General features: G+C 54.1%; 16 protein-coding genes. 13 read left to right on the top strand and 3 right to left on the bottom strand.

The features are described 5' to 3' along the window. The first annotated feature begins 165 nt into the window (after nt 1-165). The 8 genes from MPRO_RS25360 (at nt 166) to MPRO_RS24435 (ending at nt 10,184) form a co-directional block, all read left to right on the top strand. Nucleotides 166-447 (top strand): transposase, encoded by a 282-nt coding sequence (locus MPRO_RS25360; protein ID WP_439646793.1) that lies wholly within the window; start codon nt 166-168, stop codon nt 445-447. Nucleotides 448-699: 252 nt separating this feature from the next. After that, entirely contained in the window at nt 700-1,851 is a 1,152-nt protein-coding gene (locus tag MPRO_RS24465) for a glycosyltransferase (RefSeq protein ID WP_245635197.1), read from the top strand. 7 nt (nt 1,852-1,858) lie between these two features. Then, a complete protein-coding gene (locus MPRO_RS24460) occupies nt 1,859-2,956 on the top strand; it encodes a glycosyltransferase family 4 protein (RefSeq protein WP_082709104.1) in 1,098 nt (365 codons plus the stop codon). After that, nucleotides 2,953-4,116, top strand: coding sequence for a glycosyltransferase (locus tag MPRO_RS24455; RefSeq protein WP_082709103.1), 1,164 nt, complete (start codon nt 2,953-2,955; stop codon nt 4,114-4,116). The genes MPRO_RS24460 and MPRO_RS24455 overlap by 4 nt, the downstream gene beginning before the upstream one ends. Next, entirely contained in the window at nt 4,116-5,192 is a 1,077-nt protein-coding gene (locus MPRO_RS24450) for a UDP-glucose 4-epimerase family protein (protein WP_082709102.1), read from the top strand. The genes MPRO_RS24455 and MPRO_RS24450 overlap by 1 nt, the downstream gene beginning before the upstream one ends. Nucleotides 5,193-5,202: 10 nt before the next feature. Then, nucleotides 5,203-6,228 carry an MraY family glycosyltransferase gene (locus tag MPRO_RS24445; protein ID WP_067298980.1) on the top strand — a complete coding sequence of 342 codons (1,026 nt, stop codon included), beginning with the start codon at nt 5,203-5,205 and terminating at the stop codon, nt 6,226-6,228. A 142-nt stretch (nt 6,229-6,370) separates the two neighbouring features. Continuing rightward, on the top strand, nt 6,371-8,227 hold the full coding sequence (locus tag MPRO_RS24440; protein ID WP_158651929.1) for an SEC-C domain-containing protein: 1,857 nt from the start codon (nt 6,371-6,373) through the stop codon (nt 8,225-8,227). Between the two features lie 46 nt (nt 8,228-8,273). After that, a complete protein-coding gene (locus MPRO_RS24435) occupies nt 8,274-10,184 on the top strand; it encodes a polysaccharide biosynthesis protein (protein ID WP_067298976.1) in 1,911 nt (636 codons plus the stop codon). Nucleotides 10,185-10,301: 117 nt separating this feature from the next. Here the strand turns inward: MPRO_RS24435 and MPRO_RS24430 are convergent, their stop codons facing one another. The 3 genes from MPRO_RS24430 to MPRO_RS24420 all read right to left on the bottom strand — a co-directional run bounded on the left by MPRO_RS24430 (nt 10,302) and on the right by MPRO_RS24420 (nt 14,641). After that, nucleotides 10,302-11,153 (bottom strand): DNA ligase, encoded by an 852-nt coding sequence (locus MPRO_RS24430; RefSeq protein WP_067298974.1) that lies wholly within the window; start codon nt 11,151-11,153, stop codon nt 10,302-10,304. A 144-nt stretch (nt 11,154-11,297) separates the two neighbouring features. Further along, nucleotides 11,298-13,511 (bottom strand): MFS transporter, encoded by a 2,214-nt coding sequence (locus MPRO_RS24425; RefSeq protein ID WP_067298972.1) that lies wholly within the window; start codon nt 13,509-13,511, stop codon nt 11,298-11,300. Between the two features lie 221 nt (nt 13,512-13,732). Then, nucleotides 13,733-14,641, bottom strand: a complete 909-nt coding sequence (locus tag MPRO_RS24420) for a LysR family transcriptional regulator (RefSeq protein ID WP_067298970.1) — start codon at nt 14,639-14,641, stop codon at nt 13,733-13,735. A 141-nt stretch (nt 14,642-14,782) separates the two neighbouring features. Here MPRO_RS24420 and MPRO_RS24415 point away from each other — a divergent pair, with 141 nt between their 5' ends. From MPRO_RS24415 to biuH, 5 genes are read left to right on the top strand one after another with little or no spacing between them, the layout of a single operon-like run. Then, nucleotides 14,783-15,916 (top strand): BMP family ABC transporter substrate-binding protein, encoded by a 1,134-nt coding sequence (locus tag MPRO_RS24415; protein ID WP_067298968.1) that lies wholly within the window; start codon nt 14,783-14,785, stop codon nt 15,914-15,916. Beyond that, nucleotides 15,916-16,977 carry an ABC transporter permease gene (locus MPRO_RS24410; protein ID WP_067298966.1) on the top strand — a complete coding sequence of 354 codons (1,062 nt, stop codon included), beginning with the start codon at nt 15,916-15,918 and terminating at the stop codon, nt 16,975-16,977. Before MPRO_RS24415 ends, MPRO_RS24410 begins: the two co-directional genes overlap by 1 nt. Next, a complete protein-coding gene (locus MPRO_RS24405; protein WP_067298964.1) occupies nt 16,977-17,903 on the top strand; it encodes an ABC transporter permease in 927 nt (308 codons plus the stop codon). Before MPRO_RS24410 ends, MPRO_RS24405 begins: the two co-directional genes overlap by 1 nt. A gap of 15 nt (nt 17,904-17,918) precedes the next feature. After that, nucleotides 17,919-18,917 carry a formamidase gene (locus MPRO_RS24400; protein ID WP_067298962.1) on the top strand — a complete coding sequence of 333 codons (999 nt, stop codon included), beginning with the start codon at nt 17,919-17,921 and terminating at the stop codon, nt 18,915-18,917. Continuing rightward, nucleotides 18,917-19,600 carry a biuret amidohydrolase gene (gene biuH, locus MPRO_RS24395; RefSeq protein ID WP_067298960.1) on the top strand — a complete coding sequence of 228 codons (684 nt, stop codon included), beginning with the start codon at nt 18,917-18,919 and terminating at the stop codon, nt 19,598-19,600. Before MPRO_RS24400 ends, biuH begins: the two co-directional genes overlap by 1 nt. Nucleotides 19,601-19,608: the final 8 nt, after the last annotated feature.

Raw genomic sequence — 19,608 nt, 5'->3', positions numbered from 1 at the left:
CGCCAGAAAAACTAGCGCAAGTGCATGGACTTGCTGGCCTTCTTTGGGGCGAAGAGATGGCGTTCGCATTGGCCTGCTGCCAATGATGAAAGATCCCATGCTTCATGTATTAACCCGCCGGGTTAATACCTTCGTTTTTCGACCAAGAAAGATGAAGGTAGCACTATGCGAAATGACGAAAGTTTGGCGCATACGTGCTGGGATTGTAGATACCATGTAGTGCTCATCTCGAAGAAACACCGCAAACTGATCTGCGGGAAACTGCGGCGGCACTTGGAGGAAATTTTCCATGAGTTGGCCAAGCGCACGGCGGTGAAAATCGTTGAAGGCCACCTGAGAGGCAGGGTCATATCCACATGTGTATCAACATTTCGCCGAAATACTCGGTATTCAATGTGGCTGGCTACCTCAATGGAAAAAGTACAATCGCCATCGCCTAGAAACTAAAAGGCCGCCAGTGAAATTTCAATGGCGAGCACTTCTAGGCGAGAGGTCACTTCGTATCGACGGTTGACCTGGATGAAAAGATGGTACGAGAGTACATTTAGAATCAGGACAAAGCGGGTGAGCGTCGAGCTCTGCTGCGGTTGAGGGGTGATGTAGCGCCTTGAGTTCAATAGATAGCCTTTTATTTCGCCCCTTTAAGGCCTCAGGCTATGCCGGAGATACTTTAAATATTATGAGTTTTAATAATTGAAAGTGCTAATTGTTAATACGCTTTATTATCCTTTTAAGGTTGGGGGCGCTGAGAAGTCAGTCCAGTTGTTGGCAGAGGCTTTGGTTCGGATTGGTCATCAGGTTCATGTCGCTGTTGTGCATGATAAAAAAAATTACATTTCAGTTGAGTTGAACGGGGTTAATGTTAACTATTTCCCTATACGTAATCTGTATTGGCCCTTCGGCGCTAAAAAGCCTGTGCTTTTAAAGTTTGTATGGCATGTTATCGATTTTTTTAATTTTAAAGCTAAAAAAGATATAGACGACCTTATTAGTCAGATAAAGCCAGATGTTGTTCACACAAATAATCTTTCATGCTTCTCGGTTAGCGTTTGGTCTTCAGCCTATAAAAATAAATGCAAGATCGTTCATACTGCTAGAGATTACTATCTTTTAGGGCCTAATTCGACCTTGTTTCGAAATAATAAATGTATTGATCCACAAAGTTATTTCTATAGGATTTCATCGATATTGAAAAAGTATAACTCTAAGAAAGTAGATTGTTTTGTTGGGGTTAGTCAGTATATGGTTAATGTACATAAGGCATTAGGTTATTTTAATGAAGCTGCTTCATTTAGTGTTTATAACTCAGTAGAGATGGCGGGAGTTAATAGGCTACCAAGTGATATTAACAATGGTGTGATCAGAGTTGGTTATATAGGTAGATTGGAAGAGCAGAAAGGATACGGAAATTTTTTGCAGTTTGTAAAAAATATTCAATCTAAGATTGGAGAGGATTATAAAGTTATTCCTGTGGTTGCCGGGTCCGGTTGTCGGAAGTATATTAATATAGTTGAGTCTAGCCTTAATGTGGGAGCTATCGAAAAGCTAGGCTATACGGATGTTAATAACTTCATATCAAAAGTCGACCATGTTGTTTTTCCTTTGCAATGGAACGAACCTTTTGGCCGCGCTATCGTAGAGTGTGCAGTTGCAGGAAAGCCTGTGTGGATAAATCCGAAAGGAGGAGCGGCAGAGCTATTAGCTATATTTCCTAATGTTAATCCAATGGATGAGTTTTCATTTTCATTTTGTGTTAGAGAAGTTTTAAACCCAGACGTTTTTTCAAGTAAGTTCGTGGCAATGAAGTATGACGAAATTTACAAACATGCCTTGTCAAAGTTGAGGATCTGATTTTTAAATGAAAATAGCTGTCGACGGATATTCCTTATCAAAAGATCTTACAGGTGTAGGTTTTTATACATTATTGTTGCTAAAGTTTATGGCTTTAAGAAATAAAGAGGATTTTTTTATTGTTTATTGTCCTCGAAATATAGATTTTTATTTTTCTGCTAATGTTGAAGTTGTTTCTCCAAGAACTTTTGTTTCAAATAACTGCGTGCTTTGTTTTATCTGGAGGTTGTGCGTCCCTTTTTATATGCTAAGGGATCGGGTTGACGCCTACTGGGCATCAAATGGAGTTTTCAATCTTTTAATGCCGACTAAGGTTGTTGTTACCATTCACGATTTTGTCTATAGGCGATTCCCAAAAACCATGTCTTTTAAAGGTCGCTGGGCAAGGCGTATTTTACAGCGGCTCGCTGTAATTCGTGCTGATAGTATTATATGTAATTCTTATGCGACAGCAGTTGAATTGAATGAATTCTATGATCGGAAAACTGATTGCATCATTAAACCGTTTTCTCAATTTGAGCAATCAGATAGAAGTCACGAAAGATCTTCAAAAATTAAACTAAATTTCCCTGATCGATTTGTTTTGGTTGTTGGAACACTTGAACCACGTAAGAACCTTCGAGCGCTTATTGAGGCCTACAACCACTATATCGAACATCACGAACTTTGTTCGCCTGTACCACTAATATTTGTTGGACGTTCTGGTTGGAAGAATAGCGACTTATTTAGCTGGGTCGAGGCCTATCCTGAACGTTATATCATTATGGACTATCTGCCCAAGTGTGACTTGGCGGCACTTTATTGCAAGGCGCTTTGTGTCTGGATGCCTTCACTCTACGAAGGCTTTGGTATGCCGTTGCTGGAGGCCAGGTTGCTCGGATGCCCGATAGTTTGTTCCGATGTCCCGGCGATGAGGGAGGCTGCAGGAGATGCTGCGCTATACCATCAACCTACAGAGGATTCGATCTTCGAGATGGTTGAAAGGCTTTACAGTTCGAACTTTGAGGCTTTGGTCAAGCCTGATATTGAGTCAGTAGACTGGGATTGGGCTACGGGGGCGGACAAACTTATGTCTGTCATACGCAAGGTTGTAAAAGATTCATGAGCGTTCGTGTACTGCATGTTTACAGAACCTTTTTTCCTGATACCCAGGGAGGTTTAGAGGAGGTTGTTCGTCAGATCTCGATCAATACTCGACCATTGGGTTTTGTTAGCCAGGTCATGATGGTTTCAGGAGAAGTTGCAGCGATAGACCATGTATATGTGGATGGAATAAGGGTTACTCGCTTGCCTAGGCTAACCGATATAGCTTCATCGTCTATTCCCCGAACGGGCCTCAGTGAGTTTAAAAAACTCGTCGACTGGGCTGATATCGTCCATTACCACTGTCCCTGGCCCGTCGCCGACCTGTTTCATCTACTGACAGGGGTAAAAAAGCCCTCTGTGGTCACCTATCACTCGGATATCATTCGTCAACGGCTTTTACGACGGCTCTACTCGCCATTGATGCATGAGTTTCTTCGATCGGTTGACTGTATCGTCGCAACATCACCACAGTATCGGGACACTAGCCCTGTGCTGAGGCGTTACCAGGAAAAGACTCGGGTGATCCCAATCGGAATCGATAAGGCCAGTTATCCGTCGGTCCATCAGTCTTTAGAGGCCGAATGGCAGGTGCGCGTAGGCCAAGACTTCTTTTTCTTCATTGGTGTACTGCGGTACTACAAGGGGCTGGATATCTTGATCAAGGCCGCTGCCCAATCGGGTCTTCCGGTCGTCATTGCCGGCGCCGGCCCGGAAGCTGACACTCTGAAAACTCAGGCCAATATGGCCGGTGCAGCCTCGGTCAGGTTCTTGGGGCGCATCTCGGACGACGATAAAATAGCGCTGCTGTCATTGTGCAGAGCCTTTGTGCTGCCCTCTTACCTGCGCTCCGAAGCCTTTGGCGTCTGTCTGCTCGAAGCACAGATGATGGCGAAGCCGCTGATTACCGCTGAAATCGGATCCGGGATGAGTTACGTCAATCAGCATCGGGAAACTGGATTGATCGTCCCGCCTCGTAATCCGCAGGCATTAGCCGATGCTATGCATCAGCTGAGCAGTGACGCGGCTTTTGCCTCGCGGCTCGGGCGTGGCGGCCGGGAGCGTTTTGAGCAGTTGTTTACCGGCGCAAGGATGGGGGAGGCCTATGCGGCGCTGTATCAGAACCTGTTATCGCCGGATGATTGCTCATCAAGCCGACTAGAAGATATGAATTGTCACTGATGTTAATTGACCCGATAAGCGTCTTGTTGACGGGCAGTTCCGGTTTGGTCGGCGGTGCCATTCGAGACCGGGTGCTTGAGTTGCCCGCTGTAAGGCCGATATTGGCTTCGCGATCACTGTCTGGTGGCAGAGATGAAGAGCAGGTACTGTTCGACCTCGAAGACTCGAACATCGGCACTGGTTTGCGTGCGGCGCTAGATAAAACCAGTGTCGTTATCCACTGCGCCGCCCGCGTACACGTTATCGACGACGCGGCGGCTGATCCGCTCACAGCCTTTAGAGCAGTGAACACTGCGGCGACGCTTGAACTTGCCCACGCGGCGGCACAGGCTGGCGTCAGGCGTTTTATCTTCCTCAGCAGTATCAAGGTGAATGGTGAGTCGACTCCTGCCGGGCAGCCGTTTACGGCGGATGATCCTTGCGCGCCGACCGACCCTTACGCGCTGTCTAAATGGGAAGCGGAGCAGGGGCTGCGGAGGCTTTCGCGGGATACGGGTATGGAGGTGGTGATTATCCGGCCGCCGCTGGTGTATGGGCCTGGGGTTAAGGCTAATTTTCGCAGTCTGTTGAAGTGGATTAAGCGCGGGGCTGTGTTTCCGCTGGGCTCTGTGGATAATCAGCGCAGTCTGGTGGGGCTGGATAACCTGGTGGATCTGATCATCACTTGTATCGATCATCCGGGCGCGGCGAATCAGACCTTTCTGGTGTCCGATAACGAGGATCTGTCGACGCCAGGGCTTATTGAGTGCCTGAGTCGTGCCATGGGCAGGTCGCCGCGGCTGCTGCCGTGCCCGGTATCCTTGCTGCGCCTGGGGGCGAGGCTGGTTGGCCGCGAAGACAGTCTGTCCCGCTTGTGTGATTCATTACAGGTGAATATGTCTCATACCATGGATACGCTAGGTTGGAAGCCTCCTGTTTCGGTGGAGGACGGCATTCAGAAAACGGTGGATGATTTTATGGATAGGCGGTTTGGCGGCGAGCCTAAGCAGAGTTACAAAGAGATTCGCGGCGAGGGCGCTGCTCCCACAGGCACCGCTCCTACGGGGTGCAGTCGGGGGAAATCCAGGGATGCCTGAGGCGGGGGGGATGATCGGATGGCTCGTGCTGGCCCTGGGCCTATCTGCGCTGCTCACCGGCCTGGTGCGGCGTTATGCGCTGGCCGGCGGTATGCTGGATGTACCTAATGGGCGCAGCTCCCATGTAATTCCCACTCCGCGCGGTGGCGGTATCGCCATTGTATTGGTATTTCTTGGCGCCCTGGTGCTGTTGTGGTTGCAGGGGCTTATGGCGCTGGAATCCTTTGCTGCCCTTGGGGGGGCGGGTGCCCTGGTGGCGGCGGTTGGCTGGCTGGATGATCGAGGCGATGTCGCGGCGCGCTGGCGCTTGCTGGTGCACTTTGTGGCCGCGGGCTGGGGGCTTTTCTGGCTTGGCGGTGTGCCGCCGGTGACGCTGTTTGGGGCCTCGCTGGAGCTGGGTCTGCTCGGTGTTGGGGTCGGGTTGCTCTATCTGGTCTGGCTGCTGAATCTGTATAACTTTATGGACGGCATTGATGGCATCGCCGGGGTTGAGGTGGTGTCTGCCTGTGTTGGGGCCTGCTGGCTGGGCTGGCTGATGGGCCTGGCACCGGTCGATCTGTTGTTGCCCGCACTGCTGGCGGCGGCGGCGCTGGGGTTTCTGTGCTGGAACTGGCCGCCGGCGCGTATTTTTATGGGTGATGCCGGTAGTGGTTTTATTGGCCTGATGCTCGGTTTGCTGTCGATTATGGCGGCGCACCAGTCGCTGCTGCTGTTTGCAGGTTGGCTGATTCTGTTGGCGGTCTTCGTCTGTGATGCCAGCGTTACCTTGCTGCACCGCTTGTTACGGCACCAGCGCCTGGCCCAGGCGCATTGCAGCCATGGCTACCAGCAGGCAGCGCGACGCTACGCCAGCCATCGCACTGTAACCCTTGGGGTATTGCTTATTAATCTGTGCTGGCTGCTGCCGCTGGCATCCCTGTGCGTGATGGGCTGGGTGGGGCCCCCGCTGGCGATCTTGCTGGCCTATGCGCCTTTGATCGTGCTGGCTTTGTACTTCAGGGCCGGTGCCCCCGAGCTGGTTGCGAGCCCTGGGTAAAGAAGGGCGCGGCCCTGATAGCCTTTGCGCCCTATGGCTACAGTCGTTATGCTGGCGTCCGCTTCTATTATTCTGATATTACCGAAGGTTGACTGTGCATCCGTTCGAGCCTGATGATGAACCACTCCAACTTGAATCTCTGTTGCAGGACGCTGCGCGCGAGATTTTCCGTGTCGAAGACTTCGAGTCCTTCAGCCAGTGGCTGCGGCAGAATTTTGATACCTACTGCGCGCCCGGCATGTTCGATGAGGGTCTGGCACCGGGTACGGTCGAGGCGCTGACCGGGCATCTGGCGCGGGAAATCTGGCAGTTCATGCCCTTGCCCGGGAATCACTTCAAACCCCGTCCGTTACCGAAGTTAAAGCCTAATGACCCCTGTGCCTGTGGTTCCGGCGCCAAGTTCAAGCAATGCTGTCAGCGCCTGACGGGCAATTTCTCGCTGACGCTCGAAAGTGAGCAGGTGTGGGTGTTTGCCATTCCTGCGCTGCAGGAGTTCGGCCTGCTGGAAAAGGCCGTGGCCAGCCGTCGAGTACCGCTGGAAGGCCTGCTTGAGGCGGCCATTGCGCTGTTCGATCAAAACCAGTTGCGCAAGTCTGCGGCCTTGCTTGAGCCCATGGTCGCGCTTGAGCAGGCCAGCAAGTCCGGTAGCTTGCACGACTATGCGCTGAATCTGCTGTGCAACTGTTACGACGCCCTGGGGTTCCATCGCAAGAAGCGGGCGTTGCTGGATACGCTGGTAGAGCAGGCGCCCAAGTCGATATTGCGTGGCGGTGCCTGGCAGCGTCTGGCCTGTATTCTGATGGATGAAGGCGACGACAAGGCCGCCTGGCAGGCATTTCAGAGGGCCCAGCGCGATACGCCCCACAGCGATAGCCTGGGGGTGCTTGAAATTCAGCTGCTGATGGCCGGTGGACGCCTGAGCGAAATACCACCGCGGGCCGAGTTCTGGCGCCGCCAACTGCTGCGCGCAGGCCTGCACAAGGATGATCCTCAGGTCGATCTGCTAAAGGGCTTTATGGAAGATCCTGTGGGCATGATGCTGCAGCTCTCCGGCGCCGAGGAGTTGCTGGAGCTGTACCGCTGGATAGTGCAGCAGCAAAGCACAGAGGTGCCGCCCTATCAGCTTGAAGAGCTGCCGCCGATTGAGGGGCCTGATGGTCAGCCAGCTCCCGCTGCCATGCTGATTGCGCCTGCTGCATCCAAGTCCGTGCGCTCGCGCTGGGCCAAGGTGTGCCCACTGTATCCGCCTTTTGATTCGGTCGGCCATGGGTTTGAAGAACTGGATCCCTGGGAGCCAGAATTGTTTGATCGCTGGATGGGGGTGCTCAGTCGCTATCCGACGGCCTGGAATGATATCGACATACTGGACGACTTGGCCGCGCTCTTGCTGGACGAGCAGTTCTGGGGTGATTCCGCAGCACAACAGTTGCTGGAGCGGGTACTGCGCCGCAGCCGGGCGATTATTGCTGCCTCTGTGGCTGAGGATACCCAACTGCCCTGGGTTATAGCGGAGAACAGGCCGGCACTGCGTGCGCTGATGCGGCTGGTGACTTTGCTGAATGATACCGGTCGCAAAGCCCAGGCCGTTGAGCTGAGCGAGTGGATACTGCGGCTTAATGCCGAAGATAACCATGGTTTGCGCTGGGAGTTGATGGATGCCTACCTTAAGGGCGGGCGCGATAAGGACGCACTCACTCTGGCGCAGCTCTATGACGGCGATATAGCGCCGCAAACGCGCTATGGCAAGGTGCTGGCGCTGTTTCGTCTGGGCGACCTGGCAGGCGCAGAGGCGGCGGTGCGAGATGCCCACACTGATTTGCCCTACGTTGCACGCTACCTGTGTCTCAAACGCATTCGCCAGCCCGAGCTGGACGAATTCGGCATAACCCTGGGAGGCGAGGATCAGGCCTGGTTTTACCGCGATGACATGCGGGCCACCTGGGACGCGACCGAGGGCGCGCTCGACTGGCTTAAAAAGCTGGCCAGGAGTCTGCCCTGATACGCAGACGCATTCCGGCGTCGGCCACCCCGTAACGGATATATCCATGCTGAATCAAGTGCTGTCCCTGTCGCGTAATCAGAAGCGACTGGTGTTTCTTGTTTTCGATGTGCTGGCGCTGGTGACTACTTGCTGGCTCAGCTTTGCGTTGCGCTACGGGGAATGGGATGCCATGGGCTTTGCGCACTGGCCCGCCTATCTGATTGCGCCACTCATCGCCCTGCCGGTATTTGTGCGCCTTGGGCTCTATCGTGCTGTAACACGCTATATAGGCCCGCGAGCGCTCTGGACCGTGGTCAAGGCGGTATCACTGTTCGTGCTGATCTGGGCGGCCGTGACCTATTTGATTGGCTTCGATATGCGGGTGCCACGCTCGGTGTTGCCGATTTACTGGTTTATCGCCCTGGTGGTCATCGGTGGCAGCCGCCTGCTGGCGCGCTGGCTGCTGTTGCAGCAGTTCCCCGGCGGCCTGCATCGCATTGCTACCACTGATCGGGTGATTATCTATGGTGCCGGGTCCGCCGGGCGTCAGCTGGCAACGGCGCTCGAAAGCTCCAGTGAACTCAGTGCCGTGGCATTTGTGGACGACAATCGAGCGTTGGCGGGGCTGGAGGTGCACGGGCTGGTGATCTATCCGCCGGAGCAGCTGGAGCAGCTTATTGACCGCTTTGAGGCGGAGGAAGTGCTGCTCGCCATGCCCTCGGCGGGGCGAGCGCGGCGCCGCGAGCTGCTGGCGCTGCTGGAAACTCTGCCGGTCAAGGTGCTGACGCTGCCGGGGCTGTCGGACATTGCCAGTGGCAAGGTGGCCCTGAGCGATATCCGTGAAATCGAAATTGCCGACGTGCTGGGGCGCGAAGAAGTCGCCCCCTATCCCCATCTTATGGCTGCGAATATCCAGGACCAGGTGGTGATGGTGACCGGTGCCGGAGGCTCGATCGGCTCTGAGCTGTGCCGTCAGATCATCACTCAGCAGCCTAAATGCCTGGTGCTGCTGGACAGCTCCGAATACGGGCTCTATCAAATTGAGCAGGAGCTGACGCCGTTCTGTGTTGCCAGCGGCGTGGAGCTGGTCGGCGTACTGGGGTCAGTCACGGAGCAGCCGTTGCTGGAGCGCACGCTGAGTCACTACCAGGTCGCCACCCTCTACCATGCGGCAGCCTACAAACATGTGCCCATTGTTGAGCGCAATATGGTGGTGGGGGTTCGCAACAACCTGCTGGGCACTTTGGCTGTGGCGCTGGCAGCGCAGGTGACGGGGGTGCGAAACTTTGTGCTGATCTCATCGGACAAGGCCGTACGCCCGACCAATGTGATGGGCGCCACCAAGCGCTGCGCGGAGCTGGTGCTGCAGGCATTGGCGGCGGAACCGGGCCATCAGACCCGCTTCGCCATAGTGCGTTTTGGCAATGTACTGGGCTCCTCGGGTTCAGTGATACCGCTGTTCCGCCAGCAGATAGCTGCTGGCGGCCCGCTCACCGTGACGCATCCTGAAATGACGCGTTATTTTATGACCATCCCCGAGGCTGCGGCGCTGGTGATCCAGGCTGGTGCCATGGCGCAATCCGGCGATGTCTTCGTGCTGGAGATGGGTCAACCGGTGAAGATACGCGAAATGGCGGAGCAGATGATTCGCCTGGCGGGTTACTCCGTGCATGACGAGGATAGCCCAGACGGTGATATCGCCATTGAATACACGGGCCTGCGCGACGGCGAGAAGCTCTACGAAGAGCTGTTAATTGGCGATGATGTTACCGGTACGCCGCACCCGATGATCATGAAGGCCAGCGAAGAGAAGCTGTCCCTGGCACAACTAACGCCTGTGCTGCAGCAGATCGAAGCCTGCTGCGATGCCTACGATTGCCCTGGCCTTCGGGCACTGCTGCTGCGCCATGTCAGCGGCTACCAGCCCCAGCATGAAATCCGCGATGCGCTGCACAGTTCAGCGCAACTGCATTAACGGAGCCAAAAAGCTTAGTCGCGGGGTATCATGCCCGAGGTTGGGTACGCGACTCCTACGGGCTTTCAGGCCCTATATGTTTCCGTAGGAGCGGCGCCTCGCCGCGAATCCGCGTACTTAATCAAGCCTTATGCGCACAAAGCGGGCGAAGCGGGGCAGCTTGCTGGCTGTGAGACCGTTATAGCGATAGGTGACGCGGCTGCCCAGCGGCGGCGGTTCACGCCGTTGGGCGTCACTTAACCCCGAGCCCAGGCTGAACTGTTGTCCGGCATCATTTTCCACCCGCAAGGCGCCGACCATCCCCTCGTACTTGCCGCTGCCCGGCATGTACCCCGTCACCACCGCTTCCGCATCCTGATATTGTTTGTACTTGAGTACATCACTGCTGCGGCCTATCTGATAGAGCGCGTTGCGCCTTTGCAGCATCAAACCTTCCCCGCCTTCGGCACTAACCTGCGCCAGATACTCCTCAAATTGCCTCTGGCTGCCTAGTAAGTGCTGTTCAATGATGCTTACCCAGGATTGGTCTAGCTGCGCCAGGAGCTGTTGCAGGGTCTTCTGGCGGCCATCGAAAGTGGCTGGGTGAGCCGGCAAGTCAAATACTCGATACTGCACCTGGTGCCAGAGCGGATCATCGGCTTCATAGCGGCGGCTAATGCCGGAGACTTCCGCAAAGCGGCCCCGACCGATCCACAGCTCGCCATCCATGGGCGTGGCGGGCCAGCCCTGGGTGAACCAGGGCGGGGTGCTGATCGGGTAACCGTTGCGGCTTTGCAGTTGCTGTCCATTCCAGTAGGCACGAATGCCATCGAGCTTTTCGCTAACGCTGTATTGGCTGAAGTCGAGGCTGGACAGGTCCGATGCAGTTATCGCCTCGCTCGCCAGCATCAGGGGCGCAGGTGCTGCGATGATTATGGTGGGTACGAGGGCTAGGGCGCTGCCCATAAGCAGGGTGGCTGTGGGGTACATGATGGCTTCCTCCGTGAAACTTAGTCGAGCCGATGCCAATCCGTGGCATCTGACCAAAGCCTAGCGGCTCGTAGCAGAGGCTGCCAGCTGATAGCTTTCTGCTTAGAGCTTAGAGCTTAGAGCTTAGAGCTTTCAGCTTGGAACTCAGGGCTTGGCGGGCTTTTCCGGGTCCGGTTCGTAGTCCGGGAAGATGCTGTCCTGGGGCTTATCTTCAATATTCGATGACAGGCGCTCCTCGAAGCCTTCCATCGCCTGCAGCTGTTCGATGACATCAGACGCCAGATCAGGGCGTGACTCCACCATCATGGCGGCGACATCGATGGTTTGGTCCGGCATGCTCTCGCTACTGTGGCTAATGTAGTCGCTGAAGGCATCGGCCACGCGCTCGTTGTTTTCGAGTGTTTCGGCTTCCTGCTGCGCTATCTCTTCGGCAGTATCGCTAGTTGTTACCTGATTTTCCTGGCCTTCGGCTGCAGTCTCTTCCTCGGGCTCGTCGATCAGGCTGTGCACATAGGCTTCGGCCACTTCGGTGGCGGCTTCTGGCATGGCTTCAGCCACTGTATAGGCCAGATCCGCAGCATGTTCCGGCATGACATCGTACAGCCGTGTATAGAGATCAGCGGCCTGATGTTCAGGGTAGGTCGCGGCGCGGTCGACAGGACGCATTTCCTCAAGGCCCTCGGACAGATGGCTGGCATAGGTTTCAGCCAGATCCAGCATGATTTCAGAGGCGTCTTCGGCGTGGGTTTCAGCGAAGGACTCGGCGGCGCTGCCGATGATGTCCATACTGTGTTCCGGCACGGCTTCCGCAATGGCTACCAGAATGCCCGACAACTGCTCGGGGCGCTCGCGGGCCAGCCAGGTCACCAGCTCATCGGTGCTTTCCGGTGAGGCGGTGGCCAGGGCTTCGGCGATATCCAGGCTCAGTTCCGGGGCTGCTGTGGTAATGGCTGCATAAAGCCTTGCTATATCTACTTTCTCAACCTGATTCAGGGCAACTGCCAGCTGGGCCGCTTCCTGCGGGGCGCTTTCTGCCAGGGCGACGGCCATGCGCACGGCGGCGGCCGGATTATTCTGCGCCACCTTCACAGCGACGGCAGCGGCTTCGCTCAGCGGCTGCTCAGGGGCGTGGTATTCAAAGCGCGGGTCTATCTCGATAGAGCTGGAGCCGGTCAGGCCATGCATAACAAATTTCTCCTGCGCTTCCACTGGCAGGGCGTGACGGACTTTCATCCGATAAATAACGAAGATCACCAGCAGAGTTTCAAGTACCGCCAGGAACTGGAACAGGGCATTGTTACCGAACTGCTTCATGGCCAGGGATGCGGCATAGGGGCCTATGATGCTGCCCAGTGCATAGATTGCGATAAGGCCACCCATGGCGGCGACCATATCATTCTGCAGCACCTTGTCGAAGGTCTCGGAGATGCTCATGGGGTAGATGCAGGCGATGATGCCAGTGGTGATGGCGATCGCCAGCATCAGCGGGTAGCGACTGTCGAGCCCGGACAGCAGCGGCACCGACAGGCAGGCACCAATGGTAATCAGAAGCAGTACGAAGAGCACGCTTCGACGGTCGAAATGATCTGACAGGAAGCCCACTGGAATCTGCAGTATAAAGGCGCCGAAGATGGCGGAAGCCATGAAGAGCGACAGGTCAAAACCGCTGAGCCCATTACTGCTGGCAAACAGTGGCAGCATGTTTAGCAGACCACTGTAAAGCAAACCACAGAAGAAGCAGGCAACCACGCCCAGTGGCGATAACCGGAACAGGTCCAGCATCGACATGGAACGGATATCCGCTACCGCAGGGCCGGATTTTCGGCTCATGACGATGGGCACCAGCGCCAGGGCCAGCAGCATGCCAGCCACCATGAACAGGGTTTGGGAACTCGGGTCCGCCAGGTTCAGCAGGAACTGACCGATAAAAAAGGCGCCCATGATGACGATCTGGTTGGCTGCCAGGATGCGGCCACGGGTTTTGGCCGTGGCGCTTTCACTCAGCCAGCTGTCGATGGCAGCAAAGGTGCAGGCGATGCAAAAGCCCATCAGCATGCGCATGGCGCCCCAGAGCCAGGCGTTGGTGGACAGGCCGCAGGCCAGAATACTGATGGCGGCCAGTGCTGCTACTGCGGCAAACATGCGTATATGGCCGGCGCGAATAATCAGCACACGACTATAGAGGCCACCGAACAGCATGCCGACGGCATACATCGACAGCACCAGACCTATGGTGTCCGTACCCATGCCCTCAATGCCCATGCGTACGGGCAGTAACAGGCCGATAAGTCCGAAGCCGAGCATCATGATAAAGCAGCTCAGCAACAGCGAAAACAGGGGTAGCAGGGTGAGGATCACTAAAGGCTTCCAAACGAATAGGAGGATAAGGACAGGGCAATCTAGTTTTGCCGGCAGGGGAAGTCAAACCTGCTGAAGTCAATCAGAAAATATACCTGCAATCAGAGTCAGGCGCGGGATAATAGACTGCGCTGGTACAGCGCATATCGCCGGGGCGTCCCGGCATAATGATCGGCGGCACTTGTACCTCGCTGGAGTGGGGCTGCTGGGTGCAGAAATCGCTATGTGCACACATACCTGTTCAAAAAGGTCTCGATAATCTGATCAGAAAAGCGTGATGCCGCCACTGGTAAAATGCGGCTTTTTAATTGTCCTATATAGAGTGACCCCGCCGGTACATCCCTTTCATCCACTGGACGGCTCACCATGCCCGAAGACAGCGTTTCCATTGGCAGCCCGATCGGAATCTGAAAGGTAATCATGTCTTCCGCGATGGCATGGCGGTGCAAAAATTCAAAGCTGTCAGACTCCACCATGGGGTTCAACGTTGAAGAGGTGCGTCGTGTCGCCATCTCCAACAAATTCCGCACTCCATAGGGAGTCGAGGGCAAGCTGATAGGAAAACGCAAACAGTCGCGCAATCTGACCTTATCGCTTTGGGCCAGCGGATGGCCGGAGCGCATGACAGCATGTACGGGTTGCCGCACGGTGAGCAGTACCTGAAACTCCGTCAATCGAACGGGCTCAAACACGATGGCCAGATCGGCTGTCATATTTGTTAACGCCTCCTCAGCCGCTGCACGATCGCGCAGCAAAACCTCAAAGGTGACCGCGGGATGCCGCCCTCGATACTGAGAGACTTGCTCGGGCAGAAAGTAGGACAGCATCGCCTGACTGCACGCAATTGAGACGTGTCCGCGTCTTTCGCCGGACAAATCAGCAATCTGGCTTTTAACCCTTTCCATATCGGTCAGCTGTGTACGGATATGGTGAATAAAAATCTCTCCTGCGGCAGACAGCCGCACACCCTGGGGCATGCGCTCGAATATTTGATAGCCCAGCTCTTCCTCCATCGCCAGAATGCGGCGATTGAGCGCCGTTGACGTCAGTGTGAGTGTTTCAGCTGCTTTGCGAATCGACCCGGCCTTGGCGACAGCATTGATGTAGTGCAAGGGTTGCAGATGTTTCATGCTGTACGACTCAGCTCTCCAAGTGGTGTGATGCATTTTTTGCATCGGTATGGTGTGAAATTAGCAGTATGCGGAAGCACCTGCAAGTGGTGGAATGTTTCAAACCTCGCAGGGTTACCCATAGAACTTGGAGTATTCACGATGTCGGTTAAAAACAACATTTCTAGACGTTCTGTTCTTCGCGGCATGGTCGGTGTCGGTGCCTTGGGCATGGTGTCTTCATCCATGCTCGTTAAAACAGCTATGGCAGGCGGCACGGTCACGATCGGCTTTGTTTATGTGGGAGCCAAAGATGATTACGGCTACAACCAGGCCCACGCCGAAGGTGCGGCGGCGCTGAAGTCCATTCCAGGAGTGAAGGTCATTGAGGAAGAGAATGTCGCTGAAACAAATGACGTTCAGAAAACCCTGGAATCGATGATTAATCTGGATGATACGAAGCTGCTCTTCCCAACATCATTTGGTTATTTCGACCCGCACATGTTGAAAGTGGCTGCCAAGTATAAAGACCTGACATTCCTGCATTGCGGTGGCTTGTGGACTGAGGGTAAGCACCCGGCAAATACCGGTAGCTATTTCGGTTATATCGACGAAGCTCAGTACCTGTCAGGTGTTGTGGCCGGTTATGCGTCCAAGACTAAAAAGCTGGGTTTTGTCGCGGCAATTCCAATCCCTCAGGTGCTGCGTAACATCAATTCATTTACGCTGGGTGCCCAATCTGTTGATCCGAGTATTACAACCCAGGTGATCTTCACTGGCGGTTGGTCTGAACCCGTAAAAGAAGCTGAAGCGACTAACTCCCTGATCGATCAGGGTGTTGATGTGGTCACCTGTCACGTAGATGGGCCCAAGGTGATCGTTGAGACGGCTGAAAAACGCGGCATTTACTCCTGTGGCTATCACGCCTCTCAAGCGTCTCTGGCGCCTAAGGGGTATCTCACCGGCGCCGAATGGAACTGGGCAAAAGTCTACACGGATTACGTCACGAGCTATTTGAAGGGCGAGGAAATTCCTAACCTGGTACGTGGAGGGCTGAAAGAAGGTGTTGTTAAAACCTCAGCCTATGGTCCTGCGGTCAGCGCTGAAGCACGTGAACACGCCGATGCGGTGAAAGCCCAATTTATGGCCGGTGAATTCGTTATCTACAAGGGTGAGATCAAGGACAATAAGGGTAACGTGGTCATCGCGGCGGGTCAGTCTAATTCGCAAACAGACATCGCTCTGGAGTCTATGGACTATCTCGTGTCAGGCGTTATTGGCGACGTGCGTTCATAATGACCATTTCCGCACGCACCTTGGGTGCCATTGAAGCGCTTTTTATTCCGTTATTGGCGATCCTGATATCGATGATCCTGTTTGCGGTCTTCGTCTGGATTGCCGGCAGCAGCCCGGCGGACGTGTTTGCTTTGATGTACAAGGGTGCGTTCGGCACATCATTTTCGATAGAAAACACCCTGCAGCGTGCCGCTCCACTGATTCTGGCTGCTCTGTGTACGGCACTACCCGCACACCTGGGTATGGTCATTATTGGTGGGGAGGGCGCTTTGGTCATCGGTGGGCTCAGCGCAGCCGGTATCGCCCTGACTCTGCCTTCTGGAAGCAGTCCTCTGATGATTCAAACCGTGATGATTTTAAGCGGTATGCTGATGGGAGGGTTATGGATTGGTGCTTCCGGTTTTCTTCGCCATGTCCGGGGTGTTAACGAAACCATTTCCAGCCTGCTTTTAAGCTATATCGCGATCGCTATTCTTAATCACATGGTCTCAGGACCATTGCGCGATCCATCCAGCCTGAACAAGCCCTCAACCCGCCCCATTGGTGATGAAAACATGATCGGTTCAATCCCCGGTATGGATGTGCATTGGGGGCTGGTCATGGGCATCATTTTTTGTGCATGTGCGTATGTACTGATGTACCGCACTACATTTGGTTTCTCGGCCCGGATGGTGGGCGGTAACGTGCGTGCCGCCGCGATGTCCGGTCTGCCCGTGGGGCGACTGCTTGTTATTACCTGTGTAATTGCCGGGGCGGCGGCGGGTCTTGCGGGTGCGGTTGAGGTGGCCGCCGTTCACGGAGCTGCCAATGCGCCGTTCGCCGCAGGCTATGGATACACTGGAATCCTGATTGCCTTTCTTGCGCGTCAAAACCCTTTGGCCATAATCCCGGTCGCTATTTTAATGGCGGGTATCGATGCGAGTGGAGGCCTGCTGCAACGTCGTTTGGATCTTCCGGATGCGACGGTCTATGTACTGCAAGGCATCATTTTTATCGTTATTCTCGCCTGTGAAACGCTGTTCGGGCGTTTTAATATCTTTCAGCCGAAGGAGACTGCGTAATGGAAGCTGTTGATCTTGGCTTGTGGTCAGTCCCTTTGGCTGTTTTCGCTGGCGCCATTCGTGTTAGTACCCCCTTCCTGTTCGTAAGTCTGGGTGAATGCCTTACAGAGCGGTCGGGTCGTATCAATCTGGGGCTTGAAGGAACCCTGGTTTTTGGTGCCATGAGTGGCTACGCGGTCTCCTATCTTACGGGGTCGGCCTGGCTGGGTGTTCTGGTGGCCGGGTTGGCCGGTAGCCTGTTTGGCCTATTGCATGCGCTGATCTGTAATATGCCGAAAGTGAATGACATTGCCCTGGGTATCGCGCTTATGATGCTGGGAACGGGCTTGGCATTTTTCCTGGGTAAAAACTACATTCAGCCCCAGGCGCCCAATCTACCCGCTATCTCCCTAGGCTCGTGGAGTGATCTTGCACCCGTGCGCTCCGCTTTAGAAATTAACGCCTTGTTTATCATTGGTCTGATACTGGTGCCGAGCCTCATCTTCTTTTTGAATCATACCCGCTGGGGCTTGATGCTGCGTACAGTGGGTGACAGCGAGGATGCTGCCCGGGCTATCGGGTTTTCCGTAAAGGGCGTTCGAACTTTTTCAACCATGGCGGGGGGATTTCTCGCGGGTGTTGGTGGCTCCTTCCTTTCTTTATATTATCCCGGTAGCTGGAGTGAAGGCTTGAGCAGCGGGCAGGGAATTACAGCCGTCGCATTGGTAATTTTTGCGCGCTGGAATCCACTTTACTGTTTTTACGCCTCACTTCTCTTTGGTGGAGCCGGGGCTCTGGGGCCGGCCCTGCAAGCTGTAGGTATCACTAGCGGCTACTATCTATTTAACGCGGCACCCTACATTCTGACCCTGATTATTATGATCTTTTCCTCTTCCTCTACGCATCGTTTTGCTGGCGCGCCGGGGGAATTGAGTGTGACCCGTTAACAAAGGAATACCTACATGAGTGGACTCGGTGGATTAAATAAATCGCCTGAAGGTGTTGTTATCGGTATGGTTCAGTTGCAATTGCCGGTCGTAGAGAATAAAGCTGACCTTCAGCATCAAGCAGACAAAATTGTATCGATGGTTGCTAAAGCAAGACGCAACCTGGCGACTATGGATCTTGTTGTTTTTCCAGAATATGCCCTGCATGGCCTTAGCATGGATACCAATCCAGAGATAATGTGCTCTATGGATGGGCCTGAGGTGAAAGCATTCAAGCAGGCCTGTATCGATAACGATATCTGGGGCTGTTTTTCTATTATGGAGTTTAACCCGGAGGGTAATCCTTATAACGCGGGTTTCATCATCGATAATCACGGCGCGGTAAAGCTCTATTATCGAAAACTGCATCCATGGGTACCGGTTGAGCCCTGGGAACCCGGTGATGTCGGTATTCCAGTTTGCGATGGCCCCAGGGGCGTCAAGCTGGCGCTTATTATCTGTCATGACGGCATGTTTCCCGAGATGGCGCGAGAGTGCGCTTACAAGGGGGCGGAAGTAATGATTCGTACGGCGGGCTATACCGCACCGATTCGTGAGTCATGGAAGTTCACCAATCAATCCAACGCTTTTTGCAATCTCATGGTTACGGCGAGTGTCTGCATGTGTGGATCAGACGGGAGCTTTGATTCCATGGGTGAGGGCATGATTGTAAATTTTGATGGCACCCTTATCGCCCAGGGCGGTGGCCGTCCTGATGAAATTATTTCCGCCGAGGTACGCCCGGATCTGGTGCGTGAAGCCCGCATCGAATGGGGTGTGGAAAACAATATTTACCAGTTTGGACACCGAGCCTATGTTGCTGTGAAAGGGGGCGCGCAAGACTGTCCTTACACGTACATGAGCGACATGATTCAAGGACAATACAAACTCCCATGGGAAGATGCCGTCAAAATAACCGATGGCACCGTTTGTGGCTTTGATGTGCCTACGCGTACCTATAAAGGAAATATCTGATGGCAGAAAACTACATTCAAGCGGAGCCTTATCGCTGGCCTTATAATGGCGATCTGAGGCCGGATAATACCGCGCTGATCATTATTGATATGCAGACTGATTTTTGTGGTATCGGTGGTTATGTCGATCAGATGGGGTATGACATATCAATGACACGCGGGCCCATTGAACCAATCAAGAATGTACTGACAGTGATGCGTGAAAAAGGTTATCACATTATCCATACACGAGAAGGTCACCGTCCTGACCTGTCGGACTTACCCGCCAACAAGCGCTGGCGATCCCGCCAGATAGGTGCGGGTATCGGAGACCCTGGCCCCTGTGGAAAAATTCTTGTTCGTGGTGAGCCCGGCTGGGACATTATCGACGAACTCTACCCGATTGAAGGCGAGCCAATTATCGATAAGCCGGGTAAAGGATCTTTTTACGCGACGGATCTGGAGCTTATCCTCAATACACGTGGAATTAAGAATATTGCACTCAGCGGCATTACGACGGATGTGTGCGTGCATACCACGATGCGCGAAGCGAACGATCGGGGATTCGAGTGTGTCCTGCTGGAAGACTGTTGTGGAGCAACTGATCAGGGCAATCACGATCATGCGATTAAGATGGTAAAGATGCAAGGCGGCGTTTTTGGTTCAGTCTCGAACTCAAAAGATTTCATCAAAGGTCTCGTTTGATCTTTGGA

The sequence above is a fragment of the Marinobacterium profundum genome (assembly GCF_001528745.1).
Taxonomy (GTDB): domain Bacteria; phylum Pseudomonadota; class Gammaproteobacteria; order Pseudomonadales; family Balneatricaceae; genus Marinobacterium_A; species Marinobacterium_A profundum.
The sequence above is the reverse complement of the archived record's forward strand: the minus strand, read 5'-3'. Positions and strand labels throughout refer to the sequence as shown.